25 protein-coding genes and 1 tRNA gene are annotated in these 25675 nt (G+C 61.6%); 15 read left to right on the forward strand and 11 right to left on the reverse strand.

Annotation, left to right across the window (positions count from 1 at the left end):
• The 3 genes from BT173_RS16035 (at position 1) to BT173_RS16045 (ending at position 1623) form a co-directional block, all read left to right on the forward strand.
• Positions 1 to 471 (forward strand): type II secretion system protein, encoded by a 471-nt coding sequence (locus tag BT173_RS16035; RefSeq protein WP_072429684.1) that lies wholly within the window; start codon positions 1 to 3, stop codon positions 469 to 471.
• The gene (locus BT173_RS16040) at positions 446 to 844 is read left to right on the forward strand and encodes a type II secretion system protein (protein WP_072429685.1); all 399 of its coding nucleotides are present in this window, start codon (positions 446 to 448) and stop codon (positions 842 to 844) included. Before BT173_RS16035 ends, BT173_RS16040 begins: the two co-directional genes overlap by 26 nt.
• 260 nt (positions 845 to 1104) lie before the next feature.
• Complete coding sequence (locus BT173_RS16045) at positions 1105 to 1623, forward strand: type II secretion system protein (RefSeq protein ID WP_072429686.1); 519 nt, start codon at positions 1105 to 1107, stop codon at positions 1621 to 1623.
• Positions 1624 to 1642: 19 nt separating this feature from the next.
• On the opposite strand, the gene BT173_RS16050 is transcribed toward BT173_RS16045, so the two are convergent.
• On the reverse strand, positions 1643 to 2200 hold the full coding sequence (locus BT173_RS16050) for a hypothetical protein (protein WP_072429687.1): 558 nt from the start codon (positions 2198 to 2200) through the stop codon (positions 1643 to 1645).
• A 118-nt stretch (positions 2201 to 2318) separates the two neighbouring features.
• Entirely contained in the window at positions 2319 to 4337 is a 2019-nt protein-coding gene (uvrB, locus tag BT173_RS16055; protein WP_072429688.1) for an excinuclease ABC subunit UvrB, read from the reverse strand.
• Between the two features lie 121 nt (positions 4338 to 4458).
• Here uvrB and BT173_RS16060 point away from each other — a divergent pair, with 121 nt between their 5' ends.
• A complete protein-coding gene (locus tag BT173_RS16060) occupies positions 4459 to 6519 on the forward strand; it encodes a sensor domain-containing protein (protein ID WP_072429689.1) in 2061 nt (686 codons plus the stop codon).
• Between the two features lie 72 nt (positions 6520 to 6591).
• Here BT173_RS16060 and BT173_RS16065 read toward each other — a convergent pair whose 3' ends face one another.
• Both BT173_RS16065 and cysB read right to left on the reverse strand, forming a co-directional pair.
• Entirely contained in the window at positions 6592 to 7467 is an 876-nt protein-coding gene (locus tag BT173_RS16065) for a head GIN domain-containing protein (RefSeq protein ID WP_072429690.1), read from the reverse strand.
• 66 nt (positions 7468 to 7533) lie between these two features.
• Positions 7534 to 8469 (reverse strand): HTH-type transcriptional regulator CysB, encoded by a 936-nt coding sequence (gene cysB / locus BT173_RS16070; protein WP_072429691.1) that lies wholly within the window; start codon positions 8467 to 8469, stop codon positions 7534 to 7536.
• A 159-nt stretch (positions 8470 to 8628) separates the two neighbouring features.
• Between cysB and BT173_RS16075 the strand changes: the two genes are divergently transcribed.
• The 3 genes from BT173_RS16075 to BT173_RS16085 all read left to right on the forward strand — a co-directional run bounded on the left by BT173_RS16075 (position 8629) and on the right by BT173_RS16085 (position 10359).
• Positions 8629 to 9408 carry a sulfite exporter TauE/SafE family protein gene (locus BT173_RS16075; protein WP_072429692.1) on the forward strand — a complete coding sequence of 260 codons (780 nt, stop codon included), beginning with the start codon at positions 8629 to 8631 and terminating at the stop codon, positions 9406 to 9408.
• A gap of 74 nt (positions 9409 to 9482) precedes the next feature.
• Complete coding sequence (locus BT173_RS16080) at positions 9483 to 10214, forward strand: phosphoadenylyl-sulfate reductase (protein WP_072429693.1); 732 nt, start codon at positions 9483 to 9485, stop codon at positions 10212 to 10214.
• Between the two features lie 54 nt (positions 10215 to 10268).
• Positions 10269 to 10359: transfer RNA gene (locus BT173_RS16085), tRNA-Ser, on the forward strand.
• On the opposite strand, the gene BT173_RS16090 is transcribed toward BT173_RS16085, so the two are convergent.
• Positions 10327 to 10716, reverse strand: a complete 390-nt coding sequence (locus BT173_RS16090; protein ID WP_072429694.1) for a helix-turn-helix domain-containing protein — start codon at positions 10714 to 10716, stop codon at positions 10327 to 10329. The two genes, BT173_RS16085 and BT173_RS16090, sit on opposite strands and share 33 nt — an antisense overlap.
• 265 nt (positions 10717 to 10981) lie before the next feature.
• Between BT173_RS16090 and BT173_RS16095 the strand changes: the two genes are divergently transcribed.
• From BT173_RS16095 to BT173_RS16120, 6 genes are all read left to right on the forward strand, one after another.
• The gene (locus tag BT173_RS16095; RefSeq protein ID WP_139256193.1) at positions 10982 to 12349 is read left to right on the forward strand and encodes a protein rep; all 1368 of its coding nucleotides are present in this window, start codon (positions 10982 to 10984) and stop codon (positions 12347 to 12349) included.
• Positions 12346 to 12705: a hypothetical protein gene (locus tag BT173_RS16100; protein ID WP_139256194.1), complete on the forward strand. Its 360-nt coding sequence runs from the start codon at positions 12346 to 12348 to the stop codon at positions 12703 to 12705. The genes BT173_RS16095 and BT173_RS16100 overlap by 4 nt, the downstream gene beginning before the upstream one ends.
• 231 nt (positions 12706 to 12936) lie before the next feature.
• The gene (locus BT173_RS16105) at positions 12937 to 13155 is read left to right on the forward strand and encodes a hypothetical protein (protein WP_072429697.1); all 219 of its coding nucleotides are present in this window, start codon (positions 12937 to 12939) and stop codon (positions 13153 to 13155) included.
• 114 nt (positions 13156 to 13269) lie between these two features.
• Positions 13270 to 14874: a hypothetical protein gene (locus BT173_RS19445; RefSeq protein WP_139256195.1), complete on the forward strand. Its 1605-nt coding sequence runs from the start codon at positions 13270 to 13272 to the stop codon at positions 14872 to 14874.
• Positions 14875 to 14877: 3 nt separating this feature from the next.
• Entirely contained in the window at positions 14878 to 15177 is a 300-nt protein-coding gene (locus BT173_RS16115; protein WP_072429699.1) for a DUF2523 family protein, read from the forward strand.
• On the forward strand, positions 15174 to 16244 hold the full coding sequence (locus tag BT173_RS16120; protein WP_072429700.1) for a zonular occludens toxin domain-containing protein: 1071 nt from the start codon (positions 15174 to 15176) through the stop codon (positions 16242 to 16244). The genes BT173_RS16115 and BT173_RS16120 overlap by 4 nt, the downstream gene beginning before the upstream one ends.
• A gap of 874 nt (positions 16245 to 17118) precedes the next feature.
• Here BT173_RS16120 and BT173_RS16125 read toward each other — a convergent pair.
• The 6 genes from BT173_RS16125 to BT173_RS16150 all read right to left on the reverse strand — a co-directional run bounded on the left by BT173_RS16125 (position 17119) and on the right by BT173_RS16150 (position 22548).
• Positions 17119 to 17718: a recombinase family protein gene (locus BT173_RS16125; protein ID WP_072429701.1), complete on the reverse strand. Its 600-nt coding sequence runs from the start codon at positions 17716 to 17718 to the stop codon at positions 17119 to 17121.
• Between the two features lie 163 nt (positions 17719 to 17881).
• A complete protein-coding gene (locus BT173_RS16130; RefSeq protein ID WP_072429702.1) occupies positions 17882 to 18538 on the reverse strand; it encodes an amino acid ABC transporter permease in 657 nt (218 codons plus the stop codon).
• Positions 18539 to 18681: 143 nt separating this feature from the next.
• Complete coding sequence (locus tag BT173_RS16135) at positions 18682 to 19467, reverse strand: transporter substrate-binding domain-containing protein (RefSeq protein WP_072429703.1); 786 nt, start codon at positions 19465 to 19467, stop codon at positions 18682 to 18684.
• Positions 19468 to 19503: 36 nt separating this feature from the next.
• The gene (locus BT173_RS16140; protein ID WP_072429704.1) at positions 19504 to 20658 is read right to left on the reverse strand and encodes a trans-sulfuration enzyme family protein; all 1155 of its coding nucleotides are present in this window, start codon (positions 20656 to 20658) and stop codon (positions 19504 to 19506) included.
• An 8-nt stretch (positions 20659 to 20666) separates the two neighbouring features.
• Positions 20667 to 22034 carry a pyridoxal-phosphate dependent enzyme gene (locus tag BT173_RS16145; RefSeq protein WP_072429705.1) on the reverse strand — a complete coding sequence of 456 codons (1368 nt, stop codon included), beginning with the start codon at positions 22032 to 22034 and terminating at the stop codon, positions 20667 to 20669.
• Between the two features lie 280 nt (positions 22035 to 22314).
• Positions 22315 to 22548, reverse strand: coding sequence for a hypothetical protein (locus BT173_RS16150; protein WP_072429706.1), 234 nt, complete (start codon positions 22546 to 22548; stop codon positions 22315 to 22317).
• A 24-nt stretch (positions 22549 to 22572) separates the two neighbouring features.
• Here BT173_RS16150 and BT173_RS16155 point away from each other — a divergent pair, with 24 nt between their 5' ends.
• Positions 22573 to 25317 (forward strand): ImpA family metalloprotease, encoded by a 2745-nt coding sequence (locus BT173_RS16155; protein WP_139256196.1) that lies wholly within the window; start codon positions 22573 to 22575, stop codon positions 25315 to 25317.
• Between the two features lie 150 nt (positions 25318 to 25467).
• On the forward strand, positions 25468 to 25671 hold the full coding sequence (locus tag BT173_RS16160; RefSeq protein WP_072429707.1) for a hypothetical protein: 204 nt from the start codon (positions 25468 to 25470) through the stop codon (positions 25669 to 25671).
• Positions 25672 to 25675 lie beyond the last annotated feature (4 nt).

Raw genomic sequence — 25675 nt, forward strand, 5'->3', positions numbered from 1 at the left:
ATGCGGGCGGCAGCACGCGGCTTCACCCTGATCGAGCTGATGGTCACCCTGGCCATCCTGGCCGTGCTGGCCAGCGTGGTGGTGCCCTCGGCCCAGCTTGGTGTGCAGCGCATGCGCGAGACCGAACTCAAGCGCGCGCTGCGTGAAATCCGCGACGGCATCGATGCCTACAAGGCCGCTTACGAGGCAGGGCATATCGAGCGCCGCCAGGATGGCAACGGCTATCCGCCCGACCTCGCCACCCTGGTGGACGGCGTGAACGACCAGCTCGACCCGGAAGGCCGCCGGCGTTACTTCCTGCGCCGCATCCCCAGCGACCCCTTCTGCCAGCAAGCCGAGCCCGAACGCTGCTGGGGCCTGCGCAGCTATGCAAGCCCCGCCGATGCGCCGCGCAGCGGTGAGGATGTCTACGATGTGTATTCGCTGGCGACGGGGGTGGGCCTCAATGGCATCGCATACCGCAACTGGTAGGTCGGCGACGCGCGGCTTCACCCTGATCGAGCTGCTGGTCGTACTGGCCATCGTGTCACTGCTGCTGACGCTGGCTGTGCCGCGCTACTTCCACAGCCTGGAGCGCGCCAAGGAAAGCGTGCTGCGCGAAAACCTGCAGATCACCCGCAGCGCGATCGACAAGTTCTATGCCGATACCGGCCGCTACCCGGCCAGCCTGGATGAGCTGGTGGAAAAACGTTATCTGCGCAGCCTGCCGCTCGACCCGATACTGGAAAGCGCCAGCAGCTGGACCTTCAGCCAGGCCGACACCGAGCAGGGCAGCGGCATCTACGATCTGCACAGCACAGCGCCGGGCAGTACGAGCGAGGGACAGGCCTACACGGCCTTCTAGGGATGCGCCGGTTTATTCGATTTCTCGATGATCAGCTCACCACCCGGCGATCCCCGCAAGGGGGAGGCCGTGGCTGTAGGCCCTTGCGGGCGACAGCCACGCTCAGCCGGGTGCTAATCGACAGTGATCACTCAATGATTCCTCGCTGTTTCATTCCACACCCCCCGCCCTTACCCGGCCAAATCTCCCGGGTACAAGCGCCGCCGCGACGGAAGTCCAAGTTGCACGAGCTTGGGGGGAGCCTCGCTATCGCGAGATCATTGGCTGACTTAAGGCACCCCTCGATACGCAAGCACGCCGGTTTCAGCTATCTGGCCCTGCTGATCTTTATCGGCATACTCGGTCTGAGTGCCACCGCCACGCTGACCCTGGGCAGCATTGCCCAGCGACGCACGGCGGAAGAGGAGCTGCTCTGGGTGGGGAATGCCTATCGGCGCGCCATCCTCAGCTATTACGAGGCCATGCCCGAGGGCATGCGTCGCTACCCGCCCAGCCTGGATGAGCTGCTGCTGGATGCGCGCCAGCTCAAGCCGCGCCGCCATCTGCGCCAGCGCTATCTCGACCCGATCAACGCCAGCCCAGATTGGCTGCTGATCCGTCATAGCGATGGCGGCATCATGGCCATTGCCAGCCGCTCAAGCGCTACGCCGATCAAGCTTGATCTGTTCGCACCGGAAAACACCGACTTCAAAGGCCGGCAGCACTACCATGACTGGGTCTTCGTGGCCCGACCGGCGCGCAATACGGGGCCGGGCACCACGCCAGCACCCGCCGGCTAGGTTAATAGACCTAGGCGAGCTATTTGCGGAGATCGCAACGGGGCTCCAACGAGGACGTCCAGCTTTCATTGCGGCCGCGCCCCTTGATCACCAGCGCGTATGTCCCGCCCTGATCGAGGAATTTATACTTGCACTCCACCTCATACATCGCGCCAGACACGCTTAAGAGCGGGAGCGTTGCGCGGAATTTCTTGATGTTTGGCCTATCCAGACCAATCAGATCGTCGAATATCACTACCTGCCTATCGCGAAACCGATAAGTGCTTTTCTGTCCTAGCACTAGCTCCACCTGCAGCTCAACGTCTCGACGACCGTAGCGCTGCAGATCCTTCAGCATAAAAGCATCCAGCTGCTTGACCGGGAAGGCAGTACGCTCCTCCACCAAATACTCCTGATCACCGACGGCTTTCCAGGCGTAGCCTTCCAGATCTTTCCCCAGCCTCGACCACGGGATCTCTGACTCCTTGCTGTAATGAAATCCGTGTCGCTCGATGATGGACACCGTATCTTCCGCCATTGCACTTTGATACGCAGCCAGAGCGGCGATCAGCAGCGCAAATTTAAGGCTCTCGCGCACAAACGCTCCTATATGTAACTAAGAAAACTATCGTTAAAGGGTCGAGTATTCGCAGCAAACCTTGCTGCATTGCATGGCTGCGCCACACGCCCTTCCATGAAATTTCGCTAACAAAACGCTAGGCCGCGCCAAACACCCGTTCGCGTAGCTTGTGCAGCTGGTCACGCAGCTCGGCGGCCTTTTCGAACTCGAGGTTCTTGGCCGCTTCCATCATTGCCTTCTCGATGGTCTTCAGCTGCTTGGACAGCGCCTTCTCGTCCATTTCCTCCAGCAGCATCGCATCGCGACGCGCCTGGCGTTCCGCATTGGCGGTTTCGCTGTCGTACACGCCGTCGATGATGTCCTTGATGCGCTTGACCACCCCGCGCGGGGTGATGCCGTTCGCCTCGTTGAAGGCGATCTGCTTGGCGCGGCGGCGTTCGGTTTCGCCGATCGCCTTCTTCATCGATTCGGTGATCCGATCGCCATACAGGATGGCCTTGCCGTTCAGATTACGGGCGGCGCGGCCTATGGTCTGGATCAGGCTGCGCTCGCTGCGCAGGAAACCTTCCTTGTCCGCATCCAGAATCGCCACCAGCGATACCTCGGGAATATCCAGACCCTCGCGCAAGAGGTTGATGCCGACCAGTACATCGAATTCACCCAGGCGCAGATCGCGCAAAATCTCGACCCGCTCGACCGTGTCGATATCCGAATGCAGATAGCGCACCTTGATGCCGTGTTCGAGCAGGTAGTCGGTCAGCTGCTCGGCCATCTTCTTGGTCAGCGTGGTCACCAGCACGCGCTCACCAATTTCCACCCGCTTACGTGCCTCGCTCATCAGGTCATCCACCTGGGTCGCCACAGGGCGTACTTCGATGATGGGGTCAACGAGGCCGGTCGGACGCACCAGCTGCTCGACCACCTGGCCCTGGTGCTCGGCCTCGTAGGCGGCCGGCGTGGCCGAGACGAATACCGTCTGCGGCATCATGGCCTCGAACTCCTCAAACTTGAGCGGGCGGTTATCGAGCGCCGAGGGCAGGCGGAAACCATAATCGACCAGGTTCTCCTTGCGCGCACGGTCGCCCTTATACATGGCGCCGACCTGGCCGATCATCACATGGCTCTCGTCAAGGAACATCAGGCTGCCCTTGGGCATGTAGTCGATCAGCGTCGGCGGCGGTGAGCCGGCCGGCTTGCCGCTGAAGTGGCGTGAGTAGTTCTCGATGCCCTTGCAAAAGCCCATTTCCTGCAGCATCTCGAGGTCGAATTTGGTGCGCTGGTCGAGGCGCTGCGCTTCCACCAGCTTGTGCTCGGCATGGAAGAAGGCCAGCCGGTCGCGCAGCTCGTCCTTGATGGTTTCAATCGCGCGCAGCACGGTGGCGCGTGGCGTCACATAGTGGCTGGACGGGAAGACGGTGAAGCGCCCGACCCGCTGGCGCACATGGCCGGTCAGCGGGTCGAATAGCTGGATGGTTTCGATCTCGTCATCGAACATGCTGATGCGCACGGCGAGGTCGGCGTTTTCGGCCGGGAACACATCGATCACATCGCCGCGCACCCGGAAATGGCCGCGCGAGAAATCGATCTCATTGCGCTCGTACTGCATCTGCACCAGGCGCTTGACCAGATCGGCCTGCGGCATTTTCTCGCCTTCGCGCACATGCAGGATCATCTGGTGGTAGTCGGACGGGTCGCCGATACCGTAGATGGCCGACACGGTGGCCACGATCACCACATCGGGGCGCTCCATCAGCGCCTTGGTGGCCGACAGACGCATCTGCTCGATATGTTCATTGATCTGTGAATCCTTCTCGATGAACAGATCGCGGCTCGGCACATAGGCCTCGGGCTGGTAGTAGTCGTAGTAGGAAACAAAATACTCGACCGCGTTTTCCGGGAAAAACTCGCGGAACTCGGCATACAGCTGCGCGGCCAGGGTCTTGTTCGGCGCCAGCACGATGGCGGGCCGGCCGGTACGCGCGATCACATTCGCCATGGTGTAGGTCTTGCCCGATCCGGTCACACCCAATAGCGTCTGAAAGCGCAAACCATCGTCAATGCCCTCCACCAACTGAGCAATCGCCGTTGGCTGGTCGCCAGCGGGCGGAAACGGTTGATGCAGGCGGAACGGACTATCGGGGAAAGTGACGATCATGGCGGCCTCGGGGTAAGGCCCGCATTCTACGCCGCTGCTGCTGTCAGCTGCTGTCAGTAACATGACGTTCAGTGGCCGATTGGTTTAGAGTTCCTGCACGATCATCGCCAGTAGCCCCGCCATGTCCGAGGAATACAGTTCCCGCTCCCTGCTCGATGCCCTGTTTCGCCATGCCGGCGATCCCATCCTGGTCTTCGATCGCGAGCTGGTCTGCCGCTTCGTCAACGAGGCCGCCTGCCGCTACGCGGCCACCACGGTGGAGAACACGCTCGGCTATCACGCCAGCGCCATCTTCGACCCCAGCCGCTATGACGCCGGCGTGGGCAATGCCTTGTTCAAGGCCCTGGGCGGCGAGGAAACCCATTACCAGATCTGGCGTACCACACGCGGCATGGGCGAGTGCTGCTTCGATGTGCGTATCGAATCCGTCGCCGACGAGGGCGGCCAGATCATCGGCGCCATATTCAATGCCCGCGATATCACCGCCCAGAAGCAGGCGGAAGAGCGCGCGCGCCTGGCGATGATGATGTTCGAGCACACCACCGAGGGCCTGATGGTGCTCGGCGCGGATATGCGCATCAAGCTGGTCAACCCTGCCTTCAGCAGCCTGCTCGGCTTTGATGCGGCCGAGGCGCTGCATAACCAGCCCGAGCTATTCGTCTCCTCCGGCGCCAATCTGCACAATCCCTACCCCGATATCTGGCATGCGCTCGAGTACAACAACAGCTGGCAGGGGGAAGTGACCTACCGGCGCCGCGATGGCCGCCTGGTGCCAACCTGGCAGACCATGGTGCGCGTGCGCGATGCCCAGGGCGAGGTCGAGCACTATCTGGCCATCCTGACCGACTTGACCGAGCGCCAGCGCTTTGAGCAGCAGCTGGAAAGGCTGGTTTACTACGATGTGCTGACCGGCCTGCCCAACCGTGCGCTGCTGGCCGACCGCATCGCCCAGGCCATGTCGCGCGCCGAGCTGCGCGCCGGCCAGATGGCGCTACTCTTTCTCGATCTGGACCGTTTCAAGGCCATCAATGACACGCTCGGTCACAGCCAGGGCGACCAGCTCCTGCGGGCGGTAGCCGGTCGGCTCAAACAGGCAGCCGAGGGCGAGATGACCATCAGCCGCTACGGCTCGGACCAGTTCGTCATCCTGCTGCCCAAGATCGGCAACCCCGACCAGGCCGCGGCCCAGGCACGCCGCCTGCTCGACAGCCTGGAACCCACCCATAGCATGGGTGCGCACACGCTATCGGCCACCGCCAGCCTCGGCATCAGCGTCTATCCGGACGATGGCGAGGACCGCGAGGTGCTGATCCAGCATGCGGAAACCGCCATGCAGGCCGCCAAGAAAGCCGGCCGCAATACCTTCCGCTTCTACACCCAGGACATGAACCAGCGCAGTGCCGAATTCCTGCTGCTGGAAAACCATCTGCGCCTTGGCCTGCAGAAGCAGGAATTCGTGCTGCACTACCAGCCGCAGATCGATATCCGCACCCGCGCGGTCATCGGCATGGAGGCACTGGTGCGCTGGCAGCACCCGGAACTGGGCCTCGTGCCCCCCAACCGCTTTATTCCGGCCGCCGAGGAAACCGGCCTGATCGTGCCACTGGGCGCCTGGGCCATGCAGGAAGCCTGCCGGCAGAACAAGGCCTGGCAGGACGCCGGCCTGCTGTTCGCTCCGGTGGCGGTCAATGTCTCGGCACGCCAGTTCAGCGAAGACCTCGAGCAGGTCACCGCCGCCGCACTGCAAGGCGCCGATTTGGCTGCGCAGTGGCTGGAGCTGGAAGTGACCGAGAGCACGCTGATGGAGGATGTGAACGAGGCCATCGTCATGCTCGGTACGCTCAAGCGCATGGGCGTGAAGCTCGCGGTGGACGACTTTGGCACCGGCTACTCCTCGCTGTCCTATCTGAAGCGCTTCCCGATCGACAAGCTCAAGGTCGACCGCTCCTTCGTTATCGACATCCTCGATGACCCGGACGATGCCGCCATCGCCGGCGCCGTGATCAGCCTGGCCAAGAATCTGCGCCTGAAAGTGATCGCCGAAGGGGTGGAAACCTCGGCCCAGCTGGATTTCCTGAGTGGTCTGGGTTGCGACGAGATGCAGGGCTATCTGGTGGCCAAGCCGCTGCCGGCCGAGCAGGTGGCCGACTTCCTGGCACGCTGGAGCGCCAAGCAGCTCTAGGCCTGCTGAACACGAAAAAAAGCCCACGCAGTGCGTGGGCTTTTTTGTGGCGTACGCCTGTCGTACGGGACACTAAGGCGCTAGCCGGGCGTTCTCGCCGCTCAGGCTCTGTTTGGCCGGCTTGCCATACACGACGATATCGCCCGAACCCTTGGCCGTGGCGCTGACCGACTGCACCGCATACACCGCCACATCACCCGAACCGAGCAGCTCTACCGTGGCATCGTTGGCCTGCAAATCCCTCAGCTGCACATCGCCCGAACCGAGCACCGCGGCACGCAGCGTGCCGGCTGTGCCGCTGGCGCTGATCGAACCCGAGCCCTTCACGTCGGCATCCAGATGGCTGAGCAGCTGCTTGCCGAGCTGCGCATCACCGGAGCCCAGCACGGCCACCTTGACCGAGCTGGGCATCAGCTCGGTGGCGACCAGATCGCCCGAGCCGATCAGCTCGGCATCCAGCTGCGCCAGCTTGCCCGCCAGGCGCGTCTCGCCCGAGCCGGTCATGCGCACCGCCAGATCACCGGCCGCCAGCCCCGCCACGCTCACCTCGCCCGAACCGGTGTTCTCCAGTCGGGCCAGCTGCGGCAGCACAAGGTGCACGCGCAACTCGTTATCGCTGTCGTAACCGCGCACCTGACGGATGATCAGCTTGTCGCCGTTCAGCTCGGTCTCCACCAGCTTGAGCAGATTGCTGTCGCCCTCGACCTTCAGGCTGGCCGGGCTGCCGATGCGGATATCCACATCCAGTCCGCCGGTGGTGGACACGGCACGCACCGCGTCGAGCGCCAGCGGGCGCGCTTCGGACTGGTTCAGGCCATTGCCCTCGGTGCGCGAATGACCGATGGAGATATTGACCTTCTTGATGTCGCCACTCTGCTCATCATGATCGACATGGATGGAGCAGGCAGCCAGCGGCAGGCAGAGCGCCAGGAACAGGGCGGTTTTCATTGTGCACTCCAGTTCAAATAAACATTCTTATCGGAATGTTATATCCAGAAAGCGCGGATTGCACGCTTAATCTTCGCCGCGGTTGTTCAAGGCCCGCTCAACCACCGGCCGCTTCAGGTGTGGGGCAAAGCCCTCGATAAAGGCGAAGGTATAGCCGCGCAGATAGGCATCGCGGCGCACGCCGATATGGGTGGTGGATGGCTGGAACAGATGCGAGGCATCGATGGCGAACAGGCCCTGGTCGCGACGGGCATCGAAAGCCATGCTGGCGATGATGCCGATACCAAGCCCGAGGCCGACATAGGTCTTGATCACGTCGGTATCGATGGCGGTCAGCACCACATTCGGATTGAGTTTCTCGGCCTCGAAGGCCCGGTTGATCTTGGATCGGCCGGCAAAAGCGAAGTCGTAGGTAATGATCGGGTAGGCCGCCACATCGGCCAGGGTGACATTGCGGCGCAGCTCAAGCAGCGGGTGATTGTCCGGCACGATGATGCTGCGGTTCCACTGGTAGCAATCGAGGCTGACCAGCTCGGGGAACTGGTCGATACCTTCGGTGGCGATGGCGATATCGGCGCTGCCATCCAGCACGAACTCGCAGATCTGCGTGGGGCTGCCCTGCTTGATCGACAGCTTCACGCTCGGGTAGCGCTGCATGAAGTTCTGAATGGTGGCCGGCAGCGCATAACGCGCTTGGGTGTGCGTGGTGGCAATGACCAGGCTGCCCTCCTCCTCGTTGACGAATTCTTCCGCCACCCGCTTGAGATTCTTTGCCTCGCGCAGGATGCGCTCGGAGATGCGCAGGATCTCCTTGCCCGGCGCCGTCACATCGACGACGCGCTTGCCGTTGCGCACGAAGACCTGCACGCCCAGCTCATCTTCCAGCAGGCGGATCTGCTTGGAGATGCCTGGCTGCGAGGTATGCAGCGCCTCGGCGGCGTCCGATACATTGAGGCCTTGTTTGGCCACTTCCACGAGGTAACGCAGTTGTTGCAGCTTCATGTCCCACCCTGAGTACTGGAGGCCGCCCGCCGAACCCGCAAGTCCGAACCGGTAGCGCGTATTTGAAATAACCGAGCTTTATAAAATCTTAACACAACAGTCTTTATTGCTTATTTGGCTGCACCGCTAAGATGGCCAACCTTCCCCAAAGACCTTTGCATGGATTTCGCCTACATCGTGGCCGGCCTGGCCGTGGGTTTTATTGTCGGCCTCACTGGTATCGGTGGTGGCTCGCTGATGACGCCCATCCTGCTCTGGTTTGGCATCAACCCGGCCACGGCGGTCGGCACCGATCTGCTCTACGCCGCCATCACCAAGGGTGGTGGCGTGCTGGTGCACCAACGCGCAGGCAATGTGGACTCGCGCATCGTGCGCTGGCTCTCGGCCGGCAGCGTGCCCGCCGCCCTGCTCACCCTGGCCGGCCTGCATATCTGGCGCCCGGATACCGGCACTATGAACGAGCTGATCCGCCATGCACTCGGCATTGCGCTGATCCTGACTGCGCTGGCCATCCTGTTCAAAGCCCGTTTGCTGAAATGGACGCGCGGCGACCAGGCCGCGCTGAAGGCCCACCCGAGTGGTGGCCTGCGCGACTGGAACACCTTGGCTACCGGCGTGCTCCTCGGCGTGCTGGTGACGCTGACCTCGATTGGTGCCGGCGCCATCGGCACGGTGGCGCTGTTTCTGCTCTACCCCTTGATTCCCACCGCGCGCCTGGTCGGCACCGAGATCGCCCATGCCGTACCGCTGACCCTGGTGGCCGGCCTTGGCCACGCCGGCCTTGGCCATATCGACTGGCATCTGCTGCTCAATCTGCTGGCCGGCTCCTTGCCTGGCATTTGGCTAGGCAGCCATATGGCCGGCAAAGTACCGGATGGCGCGTTGCGCCCGGCCCTCGCCAGCATGTTGATGCTGGTCGGCGCCAAGCTGGTCTGGTAAGCCGCACATATACAGATAAAAGCACCGCAGCTGCCCGCAGAGGCGGCCCGATCGACCTTCATGGAGCCCGAACCATGACCACGCCCTACGCCGCACTCAGCCCTGCCCTGCAGGACAAGCTCACCCACACCATTACCTTGCTGCAGCGCATCGCCAGCGAATTCAGCCCGGCTGTGTTTGCCAATTCCCTGGGCGCCGAAGACATGGTGCTGACCGACCTGATCGCGCGCGAGCAGATCGGCATCGATATCTTCAGCCTCGACACCGGCCGCCTGCCGGCCGAAACCTATGCGCTGATGCAGCAGACGGCCGAGACCTACCCGAGCAAGCCGGTCACTGTGTTCTTCCCGCGGGCCGAATCGGTCGAGCAGTATGTGAACAGCCAGGGCATCAATGCCTTCTATGGCTCGATCGACGCGCGCAAAGCCTGCTGCCGCATCCGCAAGCTCGAACCGCTGGCCCGCGCCCTGGCCGGCAAAACCGCCTGGGTCACCGGCCTGCGCCGCGAGCAATCGACCACCCGCACCGACATGCAGGAACAGGAATGGGATGCCGGCAACGGCCTGCAGAAGTTCAACCCATTGCTGGCATGGAGTGAAAAGGAGGTCTGGGCCTATATCAAGGCACTGAACGTGCCCTACAACGCCCTGCACGACCAGCACTACCCGAGCATAGGCTGTGCGCCCTGCACGCGCGCCATCGCCGTCGGCGAAGACGTCCGTGCCGGTCGTTGGTGGTGGGAAAATCCGGAAAACAAGGAATGCGGCCTGCACGCCAAGGTCAGCGGCCTGACCCCACCAAAATAGTCCACACCAGCAATTGCGCCGCCCAATGCCTTTTGGCATAATGCGCGGCTTCGCGGAAAGGTGGATGAGTGGTTTAAGTCGCACGCCTGGAAAGCGTGTATAGGTTAATAGCCTATCGGGGGTTCGAATCCCCCCCTTTCCGCCACGAACTAGGGGCCTCAGTCTTCAGGACTGGGGCCTTTTTCATTGCTGCTGCCAGCACTGTTTTCCCGGTGGTCACCGCAGCCATCGACTGTGCCACCGTGCGGTACAAATTTATCCAGAACTCTTTTTTGAGTTCGTCGTGCTCTCTCTCGGCGTTTGCCGCAGAGATCACTTCAATAGCTTCAATCCCTAGCCCGGCCGCCACTTGGGCTGCCGTGTAGTCATCCATCCCCGCCCTGCCTTTTCGCCAGTTGCTAATCGCCGAGCGCGTTACGCCTAGCTTTGCCGCTGCTGCGTAGTCGCTGGTGATTCCCTGCGCCTCTTTCCATTCATCCAGGTATTCGAGTGTCGATTTCATGTGCTTTCCAAGCGTATGAGGGGTTTGACGTCGAACAGCATACACGTTCATATCCATTGACGTAGTTCAAGGGATTGCGCTAGTGTCCAGAGCGTGCAATCCCTTGGACGCTCAAGATGTTCTACGTCACCACATCGAAGCCTGTTTCTATCGGCATCTACCCCCCGCGCCGTGGCTTCTGGGTCACACGCATGGCCAGTCTGCCCTGGGTGATGGTCGACCCACAGTCCCGAGTCATTTCGGCTCAAGCGCGGGTCCTGCACTGATGCCCACGCTCTGCACTTACGGCCAGTCCGGCCGTGCGCCCTCCCTCTTTGCACTCGCCACGAAGCAACAGCGCGAGGCCGCCGCGACGGCGGGCGAGGCGCGCGCAGCGCGACTCGTCGCCGACGCGGCGCGCCCGTCTGAGTACGTGCGGCTGCTCCTGGAGGACGCAAAACCGGACGAGCGCAATAACCTTGGTATGAATGGGAAAACTGCTGACACAGCAGATGCCCAAAAGGGAGGTCTGCTGTCATCCCGAGGCCGTCGCTTCCGCATGCAACGCCATGCACAGCGCCTGATCCCCGGGGAGTCCGTGGCGCAGTGCCACCTGCAGCGCAGCTTCTCGGCCTCGAACGTGGGCGGCGAAGTGACCGTGGTGAAGCGTCAAAGCGGCTCGGTGGCTTACCGCGGCGTTACTACCTGCGGCAGCGTCTGGCACTGCCCGGTGTGCGCGAACAAGATCGCGGAGCGCCGCCGCGAAGAGCTGCAGAACGGTATCGACGCTCACCGCCTCAAGGGCGGCCGGGTTTACATGCTGACCCAAACCATCCCCCACACCGTGGACATGCCCCTGCGCGACACCCTGAGCGCGCTCAGCACCGCCCTGCGCACCTTCACGGCCTCGCGCCAGTGGCGCACGGTCCGCGAGGTCATCCAGTTCAAGGGTTCGGTCCGCGCCCTGGAAGTGACCCACGGTGAAAACGGCTGGCATCCCCACGCTCACGTCCTGGTGTTCGCCGATGGCGATCAGGAGGCGGTACTCGCCGCCCTGGAAACCTTGCGCGACTACTGGGCCAAGGCGGTACGCAAGGCCGGCCTCGGCCAGATCAATCAGCACGGCTTCAAGGTCGGCGGCGCAGACCACGCGGCCGAGTACGTGAGCAAGTTCGGCGACACGGAAAAGGCCGCAGACGGCGGCACGTGGGATGTGTCCCGCGAAATGACCCGGCAGCACGCTAAGCTGGCCCGCCGCAAAGGCCGCACCCCTTTCGCCCTCCTGCACGACTCCATGAACGGCGACGCCCAAGCGGGCGCTCTCTTCGTCGAATACGCCTACGAGTTCAAGGGCAAGCGCCAGCTCTACTACAGCCCCGGCCTCAAGGACTACCTCGGACTGGATGACCTCGATGACGCCGATATCGCCGCCGAGGATCAGCAGGACGCACCGGGCGAAGAGTCCCAAGTGATCTGGCACCTGGACAAAGAGGAATGGGGCCTGATCGTCAGCTTCAACAAGCGCGGCGAATTCCTCGATACCGCTGCCCGCTATGGCACCGATGGCTGTTACCTGTTCCTGAAGGCTCTGAAGCTGCGGCGCTCAGATAAAGCCGTGAAGCCGCGTTTCTACTATCCGGAGTATCTGCAATGACCATGACCGCCAAGTACACGGCCACCATCGTGGCTGTCACGTCCAGCAAGGGCGATTTCAAAGACGACGATGGCAAGACCATCGAATTCGACAGCACGAAGGTTTACGTCCAGTTGGACCTGACCGGCGAGAAATCGCGCGGCACCGTCACGCAGGTCTACAAGGTCGGCAAGTCTGACCTCTACGACATTCTGCGCCTCGGCTCGATCGAGCTGCCCTTTCAGGCTGAGCTGGAAATCCAAAAGGTCTCCAACGGCCGCGAGCAGCGCGAAAAGGTCGTGGGCTTCCAGGTGCTCAACCGCACCCGCCCGAGCGATCAGCTCACGGCCGGCCAAGCCGCTGCTAAGGCCGCCTAAGCATGCCGCGCTGCCTGATCGAAACCCCTGACGGTTTCGCCAAGTTCAGCGCGGAACAGCCTTGCACGGGCTCTCTCGTTTACGCCGCTGGTGAACAGCCCAGCGGCTTCTTACCCCCGCTATCAGCGGAGCAGGCGGGTTTATTCGTGGCTGGCTGTGTAGTCGTTTGGATAGCCGGCAACGCAATGAAGCAAGTGCTCCAGTATCTCTCTTCCTCTGAAAGGTCTACCGATGACTAACGCAATCAAGCTCGCCATTTTCGCCTTCTTCGCCATGATCGGCCTTGCTCAAGCCGCTGCTGGCGACCCTCCTACCGTTGACGTCGGCGCGGACGTTACCAAGTGGGTTACCTGGGCTATCGGCCTCATGGCTGCCGCGTTCGCCGCCAAGCTGGCCCTCCCGCTGGCTCGCGCTGCCTTCGTCAAGGTCATGGGCTTTATGGGTCGCTAATGGGTGCCGGCCTTGATGGCTACTTCCTGCTGCTGATGGTCCTGCCGGGCCTCTGGCAGGTCTGCGCCGCGTAACAAAAAGGGGGCGTTTGCCCCCTTCTTTATTTGGTGTCATATGCGCCTATTAATCATCTTCCTTATATTCATTTTCGGCCTTCCTGCGTTTTCAGCAGAAGACCCTAATTATCAATATATTTATCAGCCAAATTGGTTTGTCTATGGCAATTGCGGCGGCCCATCTCCTGATGATACAAAGCCTTGCCAAAAGCCCCCGGCATACCAAAACACTACACTTCAGCCCTGGATAGGCAGTCTCTTTAATAAACGTTCACAAGCCCTTGTTAATGAAAATAAGGTTATTGTTTTTTATTACAACGCCAGTCCTTCTTGCGATACATCTCAAGGCTGGGCGCTTGGAAATTTTAGTAGCCCGTATAAAGATTATTGTCGCCGCCTTAAAACTGCTGTCGATTGCCCTCCCGGCGAAATTAACCAGGGCGGCAAGTGTGTTTCCAAGTGCCTCGCGCTCTCTGGCGGCTCATTCGACCTCAAAGGCACTATTTTAAAAGGGAGCCCGGCATTAACCCTCTGTCGCAACAATGGCGACGCCACCTGTTCATATGATGTAACAGGCGGCCGGACTGAAACCATTATCAACGGTGGCACTGGCGACTACGTGTATACGGCTGGCCGTGGTTCCTGGACTGGTTCCGCCTGCTCTACGCCCAATACATCCCCGCCGACGGAAATCCCCCCGGAAACAACCGCGCCAAAAGGCCCTCAGGACTGCCCCGCTAATACCGAATTTGCCTACGTCGAGGGCAAGGGCACGTGTGTGTCTGGCAAAAAGCCTGAGGAAAACACGACCGACTTTTGCAAGCTGCAAGAAAACAAATACGAAAAAACCTGCGGTGAGGGTGGCGCTGAATTTTGCAAAGCCAATCCGCAAATGTATGCGTGCATTCCCGGCTCTGAACGCTTCTGCACTTTGAATCCAACTAGCGCCAGCTGCCGCCCTGGCAATGCCGATTTCTGCAAGGCGAATAGCGATCACGCCAGTTGCCAAAAGGGCAGCAAGGAATACTGCGCAACCCATCCAGGCGACCAGGAATGTGCAACCAAGCAAGCTGAGGAATGCGCCAATAATTCCGCCATCCAGAATACCGACGCTTGTAAGAAAGCCGAGCAGTGCGCCAAGCAGCCAAACGACCCGGCATGCAAGGCAAGCGACGGCAACACCAATCAGGCCCAATCTGACTACTGCAAGCAATTCCCTAATGACTCCAAGTGTGTAGCCGGCTCGTTTGCCGGTAACTGCCAATCTGGGTTTGTCTGCAATGGTGATGCCGTCCAGTGCGCCATAGCCAAAGAGCTGCACCGCCAGGGCTGCGCAGAAAACCCGACGGATGAAAACGAGATGCCCGGCAAGTGGGCTGAGATCGTCAGTAAAGATGGCGTCGAGGGTTCCGCCATCGCTGGCCGGGAGGAGGGCATAGACCTAGGTCAGATCACCATGCCGGACGTGTCCGGCGTGGGTTCCGGCTGCGCCGTCACGGATACCAGCTTTGCCATTGAATCAATCGCCGGCCTGAGTTTCGGGACAGTCACGATTCCCACAAGCCTCATCTGCACGCATGGCGGCGCGATTCGCGCGCTCATGCTCTTTCTCAGTTCGCTGTCCTGCCTCTGGCTGATCTTCAACTTCGGCGTGAAGGATTAACCCATGCTGCTTGCTCCCCTGGGCGCATTCGTCGCCACCTCTCTTACTGCTGCTGTTGGCTCAATGGTCGGCCGTGCTTTGATCGCCCTCGGCGTTGGCGTGATTTCTTACCAAGGCCTAGATGTCATGCTGACCAAGGGCGAGGCCTACGTGACCACGCAGCTGCAGCTGGTGCCGCCTGACGTCATGAACATACTCACCTTCCTGGGCGTCACGGCCATGATCAAAATGCACCTTGCGACCGTGGCCGGCATTGCTGGCGTCAAGGTTGCGCGCAAGTCCTTTGGAGTCCTCAGCAAATGAGCGACGCCATTACCTCAAGCGCGGTTATCCACCTGATTTCGGGCCTGCCACGTAATGGCAAGTCGCTGATGATGGTTCAGAAAATTCGGGAGATGGCGAAGAAGCTCAAGCCAGATCAGACCATCTATGTCCGTGGCTTCCCCGATCTGTGCATCGAAGGCACAGCCTGCCTTCTCGATCACAAGCAATGGCACCTCTTGCCGGTTGGCTCTATCGTCGTGTTCGATGAAGCGTGGGAACTGTTCCCCAGGCTGCCTAACGGCGCTGCTCGGCCTGAGTACTACAGCGCATTTGCCACCCTTGGTCACCGTGGCCACATCGCCTATTTCGTTACTCAGGACCCTGGCCAGCTTGATAGCAGCATTCGGTTCTTGATTGGCACGCATACCCACGTTGAGCGCCTAGCTGGCGCTCAAGCCGCTTCCGTCTTCTACTGGCCCAAGTGCGTGGACCCTAGCAGCAAGTCTGTACGCCGTACTGCCCAGGTGAGCACCTGGGCTTACCCTAAAGACTGTTACAAGCTCTACACCTCGTCCGCTGAACACACGGTCAAGCTCGAGGTGCCTAAGCTGGTCAAGTTTCAGGCCGGGGTTGTGCTGTTCGCCTTCATCCTCTGCGCGCTTGGTGTTGGCTATTTCCTCACGCACATGGACCCGGCCGGCGCTGTGGATGGCCTGGAAGCTGCTGAAACTGAAAAGCAGGCTCAGGCGCAGCAGATCGAGCCCGGCAGCCCTGAATCCACTCCCTACGCCCAGACTGTTTCAGCCAGGCAGGAACCCAAGCTCGACTACTTCGCCGAGCGCGCCCCCCGTATCGATGGGCTGCCCCATACAGCGCCCGTCTATGACGCTCTCACAACGCCGACACAGGCACCCAAGCCTGCGGCCTGTATCGTCGGTAGTGGCAAGAACGGCACCTGCACCTGCTACACCCAGCAAGCCACCCGCATCGTCGGCATGACCCAAGACCTATGCCGTGCCATCGTTCGTGATGGCTACTTCGATGACAGTGCCCAGCCTTCCGGCCCAGTCCAGGCAAACGGCCCGGTAGCCACCCGCAAGGGCTGAATTACGTAACGCGTTACGAAAAGGAAACGCCATGGCAAAGCAGAAAGAAGACAAGCGCACTTTAGATCTGTACGGCGAACCGGCCCAGCGAGGCCGCCCTCGCCACTACCAGGACAACGCCGCCAAGCAACGCGCCTACCGTGACCGCAAACGCGCTGCAGCCAGCCCCCTCGCTTCACTGCAGACCCCAGCGCCCTCAACCCACTAGCTGCCCTGTCCAAAACCGGGCCGGGGCGCCCCGGCCGCGCGGTCGCGCGGGAACCCGGTTCTTAACCTGGGGGTGCTAGTAAGTTAGCTTTATCTAATTAATAAAAACTATTATCTAGCTATTACGGCAATCTCTCCAGACGCACTGATACACCAACAAGGCATTACTACATGCAGTGCCGCCAGCGGCGTTTTTTACTAGATGTAGTGATTTGTCTACCAGTGGGATGACGAAATCAGCTGTTGCCTCCATCTCTGATTGTCATTAGGATTGTTTATGCCGATAGCTAAAAAGCAAAGGCCGCAACCTGCTCTAACAGGTTACGGCCTTCGGCAATCCCGGAGCCTAGCCGCGAAATTGCAATCAACACAGATCTGCTAGCGTATTGCAGCCTGAGCGCGAAATCAAGGCAAAGCTCCATCCATCGCAGTGCTTAAATTGGAGCAATAAATAATGTCAATCAAACCCGGTCCGAAACCAATTGCCAAGTCAACAGGCTTGCCTGATCAGCGTAGGCGCGACAACAAACTCACACAAGGAAATACGCCTCTTCTTAAGCCTCATCAACACAAAAAAGGGAAGTAAGGCGACCGCGTTGTCTTTAGCGGGCGGAACCTAACTTTCCATACCACCCGGATGGGCTAACGCCCTCCGGGTTATGGGTTCTCATGAATGACTAAGCTCTGCATTGAACAAGTCTGGCTGCTCCTCAGCTGATGCTCTGGCTAGCGCCCTTTTCACACTGCTGATGTGAACACCGTATTGCTTTGCCAGCGCTGTTTTCGTGTACTGGCCCGTCCTGAACTGCCTAACGCACTCCCTTTCGTCTTCCGTGGTCATTCCTCTGGGCCTGCCCAGGATCGCCCCTCGCTCTGCTGCAGCCTTCAGTCCGTTTATCGTCCTCTCGCGTATCAGCTCCCGTTCGAACTCAGCAAACGCACCAATGATCTGCAGGATCATTCGTCCGGCCGGACTGGTGGTATCGATGACTTCGGTCAGTGACCGGAACTCAACCCCTCGGCTTTCCATCCGCTCCAGGATCACCAGTAGGTCTTTCAGGCTTCTGGCGATTCGGTCGATCTTGTACACGACCACCGTATCTCCCCGCCGCATCGTTCGGAACACCTTAAAAAGCATCGGGCGACTCATTGAGCCGCCCGATCTCTTTTCTTCGATTATCACGTCGCACCCCGCTGCTTTCAGTGCGTCGATCTGTAGATGTGTTTCCTGCTCCTGAGTGCTTACTCTTGCGTATCCGATCAGCATCGCTTATCAGCCGGTCTATGCCGGTGTTTGTTTCTGGATCGTTTAGGGTAAATCTTTGTTGTGACCTCGCAACGGTCTAGGGGGCTCAAATCCCCCCCTTTCCGCCACGAATCAAAAGCCCCAGTCAGACGACTGGGGCTTTTTGTTTTGCATCTGGTCGAGCTTACTTCGGCAACGCCAGGCTGCGTTCAAGTCTTTGCTGGGCGCGTTCCAGCAGCACGCTCAGCAGCCAGTAGATAGCGGCGGCGGCGAGGTAGAGTGGTAGCGGTTGGAAGGTGGTAGAGATCAGTTCCTTGGTGGCCAGCATCAGCTCGGTGACGGCGATGACCGAGACCAGCGAAGTGTCCTTGATCAGGCTGATCAGGGTATTGCCCAGGCTTGGCACGGCCAGGCGCAGCGCCTGGGGGGCGACGATATGGCGCAGGGTTTGCACGCGGCTCATGCCCAGGCTGGCCGCCGCCGCCCATTGACCCTCGGGCACGCCGGCAATCGCGCCGCGCAGGCTTTCGGCCAAATAGGCGCCGGCATTCAGGCTAAGCGCCAGCACCCCGGCGGGCAGCGGTTCGAACTGCAGGCCCACGCTGGGCAGGCCGTAGTAGATGACGAAGACCTGCACCAGCAGCGGCGTACCGCGGAACGCGCTCACATATAGATCAAGCAGGCGGGCCAGCCAGCGCGGGCCGAGCAGGCGCAGGCTGGCGACCACGGTGGCCACAGACAGGCCGCCCAGCATGGATGCCAGCGCGAATACCAGGGTCCAGGCCGTGCCCTGCAGCAGCATGGGGGCGGCATCGCGCAGGAGTTGGAACAGATCGGACATAGCGCCTCATGACAAAGCAAAAAGGCGACCGGAGCAGTGCAGCACTGTGGGCGCACCGTGGCGGTCGCATGCCAGACGGCAAGGAGTGATGGCATTCTGGCACAGCGCGCTGGCGGCATGCCGCGCGCTGTGCCGGGCAGGGCTTAGCCGGCTTGCAGCGGCTTGCTCACATCGCGTTCAAAATACTTCTTCGACACCTTGGCAAAGCTGCCATCGGCCTTGATCTCGGCCAGCGCCTTGTCCAGCGCGGCACCGAAGGCCGGGTTGCCCTTCAGATAGGGAATCGCGCTGCCTTCCACGCTGCCCACCGGTGCGCCGCCCTTGAGTGGCAATTTGGTCTGCTTGATCAGATAGGGAATCAGCAGGCTGTCATTGAGCGCGGCGTCGACGCGACCCAGAGCCAGGTCCTGCAGGTATTCAGGCGCGCCAGGGTAGGTCTTCACCTCCACGCCATCCACCGCCTTGGCGATATCGGCGTAATTGCTGCCCTGCCCCACGCCGAGCTTCTTGCCTTTCAGATCAGTCAGGCCCTTGAAGTTGCGCGTCTCGTTCTTGCGCACGATCAGCTGAGCACTCGATAGCGTATAGGGCTGGCTAAAGTCGAAGATTTCGCGGCGCTTATCGGTGGCGGCCACCTGGTTGAGGATGATGTCGAACTTGCCTGCCTGCAGGCCGGCCAGGATGCCGCTCCATTCGCTGGTGACGAACTCGGGCTTGAGCTTGAGCTTCTGCGCCAGCAGTTTGCCGATCTCGACCTCGAAGCCATCGAGCTCGCCCTTGGCATTCTTGAAGTTGAACGGCGGATAAGTGCCTTCCACGGCAATCTTCAGCGTACCGCGTGCCTTCACGGTATCGAGCAGGTCGGCAGCGGAGACACTGGTACCGATGGCAAGGGCAAGGATGGCAGTCAGGAAAGTGCGTTTTTGCATGGTTGTTCTCTCTTGTTGGCAAGCATTGGGGGGAGTTCAGATTGCAGCGAAGCCGGCCTGCAGGTCGGCGATCAGATCATCGATATGTTCAACGCCAACCGAGAGGCGCAACAAGTTGGGACTTACCCCGCGCCGCAAGCGGTCGGCTTCCGGTATCGAGGCATGGGTCATCGCCCAGGGTAGATTGAGCAGGCTTTCCACCCCGCCCAGGCTTTCAGCCAGGGTGAACAGTTGCAGCGCGGCGATGAAGCGCCGCACGCCCGCCTCGTCCGCCTTCAGCCAGACGCTGACCACACCTCCGACCCCCCGCTTGAACTGGCGCTGGGCTAATGCGTATTGCGGGTGGCTGGGCAGCAGCGGGTAGGCCACTTTCTCGACGGCGGCCTGACCCTCCAGCCACTGGGCAATACCCAGCGCATTGCTGCTATGACGTTGCATGCGCAGCGCCAGGGTGCGCAGGCCACGCAGAGCCAGGAAGCTGGAGAACGGGTCGAGCACGCCACCCACCGCGTTCTGCAGATAGCCGAGCCGCTCGGCCAGTTCAGGGGTGCGCACGATGGCCGCACCACCGATCACATCGGAGTGACCGTTGAGGAATTTGGTCACCGAATGGATGACGATATCGGCGCCGTAATCCAGTGGGCGCAGCAGATAAGGCGTGGAGAAGGTCGCATCCACCACCACCAGTGCGCCCACCGCATGGGCGGCCTCGACCACGGCGGCTAGGTCGGCTACTTTCAGCAGCGGATTGGTGGGGATTTCCAACCACACCAATTGGGTGGCCGGAGTAATGGCCGCACGCAGCGCAGCAATATCATCGGGTGCCACATAGCGGGTCTTAAGGCCAGCACTGCGATTGCGTACTTTCTCGAACAGGCGCCAGGCACCGCCGTACAGATCGTCCAGCGCGACGATCTCGCTGCCGGCGTCGAGCAGTTCCAGCACCGTGGACATGGCGGCCAGGCCCGAGGCAAACGCGAAACCGGCTACGCCGCCTTCCAGTTCAGCCAGCGCCTTCTCAAATGCCGCACGCGTCGGGTTGCCGCTGCGCGCATATTCATAGCCGCGGTGCTGGCCCGGCGCATCCTGCGCATAGGTCGAGCTGGTATAGATGGGCGGCATGACCGCGCCGGTTGCATCGGGCTGATAGCCGGCATGGACGCCCAAGGTGTCGAGATGAAGTTGGCTCATCGGTGTTCCTAACGTAGGCGCTGGCGCCAGTGGTTAATCAGGTCGGATTGGGTGATCAGGCCAAGGAATCGGCCGTGCTCGACCACGATGGCCACCAAGCCCTCATTGAAGATGCGTAGCAGCTTTTCGGTGCTGTCGCCCGGAGAGAGGACTTCCAGCTCGGTGCTCATCGCCTTGCGCACCGGCAGGCGGAAGTTCTCCGGCTCGTCGTGCACGGCCAGCAAGAGATCCCACTCATCGATCAGGCCCACCACCTCGCTACCGTCCAGCAGCACCGGCAGCTGCGAGACATCATGGCGGCGCATGCGCGCATACACATCGGCCAGGGTCTCGTCCGGGCGGCAGAACACGGTGGCGCCCAGATCATGGCGGCGAGTGATCAGATCGCTGAGATCGCCCTGCTGCGGGTAATGCTTGAGGCCCTGGTCAATCAGCCAGCCTTCGTTGTACTGCTTGGACAGATATTTATTGCCGCTGTCGCAGACGAAAGTCACCACACGCTTCGGGCTGGTCTGGGCGCGACAGTAGCGCAGCGCGGCGGCCACCAGGGTGCCGCTGCTCGATCCGGCCAGGATGCCTTCCTTTTCCAGCAGCAGGCGCGCGGTGGCGATGCTTTCCTCATCATCGATGCGGTAGGCTCGTCCGACTGCGCTGAAATCGGCCTGCGGTGGCACGAAGTCCTCACCGATGCCTTCCACGCGCCAGCTGCCGGCCTCGCCATAGCTGCCGGTTTCCACATAGTCGGCCAGTACTGAACCGAGCGGGTCGGCCAGCACGAATTCCACCTGCGGCGCGGCGCGTTTGAAGAAGCGGGTCAGGCCGGTCAGCGTGCCGCTGGAACCGACGCCGACCACCACCGCATCGAGCGCATGCGCCATCTGCTGCCAGATTTCCGGCCCAGTGCCGTGCTCGTGCGCGGCCGGGTTGGCCGGGTTATTGAACTGGTCGATATAGAAGGCGCCCGGTGTTTCCTGGGCCAGGCGGCGTGCGTAATCCTGGTAGTAGAGCGGATGGCCCTTGAGCACATCCGAGCGGGTGATGATGACCTCGGCGCCGAGTGCCTTCAGATGGGCGATCTTCTCCAGGCTCATCTTGTCCGGCACCACCAGCTTGAGCTGATAGCCCTTGCGCACCGCTACCAGCGCGAGGCCAAGGCCGGTATTACCGGCGGTGGCCTCGATGATGGTGCCGCCGGGCGCCAGCCGGCCATCGCGCTCGGCCGCCTCGATCATGGTCAACGCGATGCGATCCTTGATCGAACCGGCCGGGTTCTGGCTTTCCAGCTTCAGGTAGAGCTCGCACGGCCCGGTATCGAGCTGGCTGAGCTTGACGAGCGGGGTTTGGCCGATCAGGCCAAGCAGGGGGTCCACAGACATGGTTTGCCTCGTTGGGGAGATGAGACGGCGTCGGATTGTGTCCAACAGCCTCGAATGGCCCGCATGGTAAGGCAGGGCATTTAATCTCGTTTAGTTATTTGAAATTATCTTTATATAACCAGAATAATCTATCACTAGTCCGCCGGACCTGGCCGCAACTATCCGCGCCAGCCTCAAGCCGCAGCGCGCTACTCACTATTGCAGACCCGCCAGCCCTGCGCTGCGTTCCATACGTCCAGCGCCCGAACTGCCGGTGTCGCGTTACTAATGCCATTTTTGGTCACATCAGCCGCACATCGCGCGTGCCGCGCATCAGCGCGGCGCCCAGCCAGCCGGCGCGGCGCCGCGCCCGATCAGCTCGGCATGCAAATTGCATATCGCTGCCGCCAAAACAATACGCGGTCGGCCAGTCTGCCTTCATGGCGGTTTCAGCCAGCCCCGCACCAGCAGCACCCAGGCACAGAAAAATACCGGCGACCTTCTCAAGGTCAGCCAGGCAGGCGGTACGCCGCAACTGCCCTTTCAGACGGGATACACAATGCACGCACTCTACCGACCACGCTTGCTGGTCTCTACCCTGCTCCTCGCCCTGCTGGCCGCCTGCGGCGGCGGTGGCGGCGAAGACGGCAGCAAACCCGACAACGGCGGCGGCACAGTTACGCCGCCAGTCAGCAATGCCATCGATCAGGCACTGCAAAGCGGCGATGCCAGCGCGCTGAGCGACGCCAATGCGATTGCCATCCGCGCACGCGACTTCACCCAGGGCCTGGTCAACCGCCAGGCCGGGCTGAGCGCGGCGCTCTACCAGGGCGTGAGCAGCGAATACCAGCCTACCCAGCACAGCCAGTTCGTGCTGCCGGCCAATAGCGAGCTGGCCCAGCCGCTGATCGTCGGCGATGCCGGACGGACGCTGGCCAGCCTGAGCATTGCCCAGGGTGGGCGTAGCGCCGGCTACGGCATCAATGTGCTCGACCAGTTCCGCCAGAAGGCCAATGAGGCGCATATGCCCGCCTTCCAGCGCCTGGTCAGCTGGCTGGTGGTCGGCCAGCCGGGCGCCACCCTGCCGGCCAGCATCAATGTGGCCTGGGCGGGTCTGAACGCCACGAATGGCCTGAACGGCCTGACTGCAGCGAAGATCACCGCCAAGAGCCTCGCCTGCGACCCGATTGCCGAGAACAGCTGCGGCCAACAGGCCGATCTGATTATTGTTGGTGGCGGCGTGAACGCCGACAGCGGCCTGGAAGCCAAGGTGCGCAACTATCTGAGCGCCGGTAAGCCGGTGCTTTATCTGCACACCAATGGCTGGGGCGATAGCGCCTCGGGCCAGCAGATGCTGAGCGGCATGGGCCTGGCGCTCGGCCCCTATGCAGGCAATTACTTCGCGGCCGACAAGGTGGCCGCCAACCGCAGCAGTACCAGCAACCAGGCCAGCCTGAACCAGTTCGGCGCGGTGACCCCGCTGCTGACCCGCCTGGCCAGCAGTAACTTCCGCAGCGATTACGACTGGAGCAAGTGCACGAACTCGGTGGGCAAGGTTAGCTGCGACAATGTCAGCGATCTGCAGGCCGAGGTGATCACGCCGGCCGAGCAGGTGCGCGAGCAGATCAATAGCTTCAACCGCGCCGGGCGCAATCTGTTCAGCACCCCGAACACCACCTTGCTGCGCCTGCTCACACTGTGGGCCGATACCACGCGCAAGGACATCACCTACCCGCTCGACAAGACCAAGCAGCCGGCCGCCTTCCAGCGCGCATTGATCGCCGATGCATGGGTTGCCTATGTACGCGCCAAGGGCACGGCCCAGGGCGACCTCGGCACCTATATGGGCAAGACCGTACAGGGCATCACGCCTTCGCAGACCGATGAAACGGTGACGGTGACCCTGCCGTCGGAAAGCGGCTTCACCGCGATTGGCCGCTTTGCCCTGCCCGGCCAGACCCTGCAGGTGGAAGTGCTGAATGCCGGCACTGCCACGCTGGCGCTGCGCCTGAATACCCAGCGCACTGGCTCGACCCGGCTGTGGGCGAATGACGGCTTCAACCGCCCGCGCTACCTGGCCAGCCCCAGCATCAGCCTAAGCCAGGGCAGCCCACTGCAGCTAAGCAGCCCGTATGGCGGCAATCTGCAGCTGAGCTTCAGCGGCGCCACCCTTGGCCAGCAGGTGCAGCTGCGCCTACGTGGCGTGGCTCGCCAGCCCTTCCTCGACCTGAGCCAGGGCGGTGACAAGGCCAGCTTCGTGGCCCAGATCAATGCCGGTCAGTTCGACTGGGCCGAGATCAAGATGCCCGGTGTGGAAGTGCATAGCCGCGTGGACAAGATCAAGACCGTGCTCAAGGACGACTACGGCAATGATATGGACCGCTATCTGGCCGAGATGCGCACGCTGTTCTTTGAAGATGCCTACCAGCTGGCCGGCTTCGCACTGAGCGGCAAGACCCTGCCCGCCGCGGTGCAGAGCCTATGCAATACGCGCGGCTGGGACTGCAGCAGCGAGACTGTGCACCGCGTACCGGGCACTCAGCATATCAATGTGGATGCCTATGCCGAATGCGGCGCCGGTTGCTCGGGCAACCCCTATGACCAGAGCTGGGGCCTGAACCCGCGCGGCTGGGGCGAGAGCCATGAGCTCGGCCACAATCTGCAGCAAGGCATGCTCAATGTGTATGGTGGACGCAGCGGTGAGGTGTCGAACAATCTGTTCCCGCTGCACAAGAACTGGCGCGTGCTGCGCGAGCTGGAAGACGACCGCGACCGCGGCCGCATCAACTATCGCTCGGCTTTCGACATGATCAAGGCAGCACGAGCCGAGGCCGACCCGATCGAAGGCGCCTACCAGCGCATCTGGGGCTCGGATGCCTATGCGGTGCAGAACGGCGAGCGCATGGCCTTCTATATGCAGTGGGTCCACTACTGGGCCGAGCGCAATGCCGATATTGCCAAGGGCTGGGACATCATCACCCTGCTCTATCTGCATCAGCGCCAGTTCGCCAAGCTCGATTGGGCCGCCAACAAGGACAAGCTCGGCTACAGCCAGTACGCAAGCCGCCCCTCGGTGGATGGGAATGACAATCTGCTGATCACCCTGTCCTTCCTGACCCAGCGCGATCAGCGCGCCACCTTCGACCTGTGGGGCGTGCGCTACTCGGCGACCGCTGCCGCCCAGGTCACCAGCTACGGCTACCCGGCCGAGGCCGCGCTGTTCTACGCCAATAGCAGCAGCAACGACCACGCCACGGTGAAGAAGGTCGATATGCTGGCCGCCAACCCGGTCTGGCCGTACTAAGCCAGGCGGGAACCCCTCAGGGCGGCGCCGGTCTGTAGATCGGCGCCGCCCTGAATGTTTTCATGGCGCGGCCCGCGCCGCATCTTTCCAGCACAGCTGCAATACAAAACGTGTACAAGGGATAAGCGCCCCGCTTCGAAAGCCAGCACCATGCCGTATACGCCAGCCCCCGCCCCACTGCCCTGCCCGCGCTGCCAGGGCGATACCTTCCGCATCCCGCGCAATCTGCTCGACCGACTGATCAGCCGCTTCGTGCTGGTGCACCGCTATCGCTGTCACTCATTGCGCTGTGGCTGGGAAGGCCGCGTGCGTGTGAGCGCCCCGGCTTTACGCAAGGCTAGCAAATCGGCCTGAGCGG

This window comes from Chitinimonas taiwanensis DSM 18899 (assembly GCF_900119825.1).
Lineage (GTDB): Bacteria > Pseudomonadota > Gammaproteobacteria > Burkholderiales > Chitinimonadaceae > Chitinimonas > Chitinimonas taiwanensis.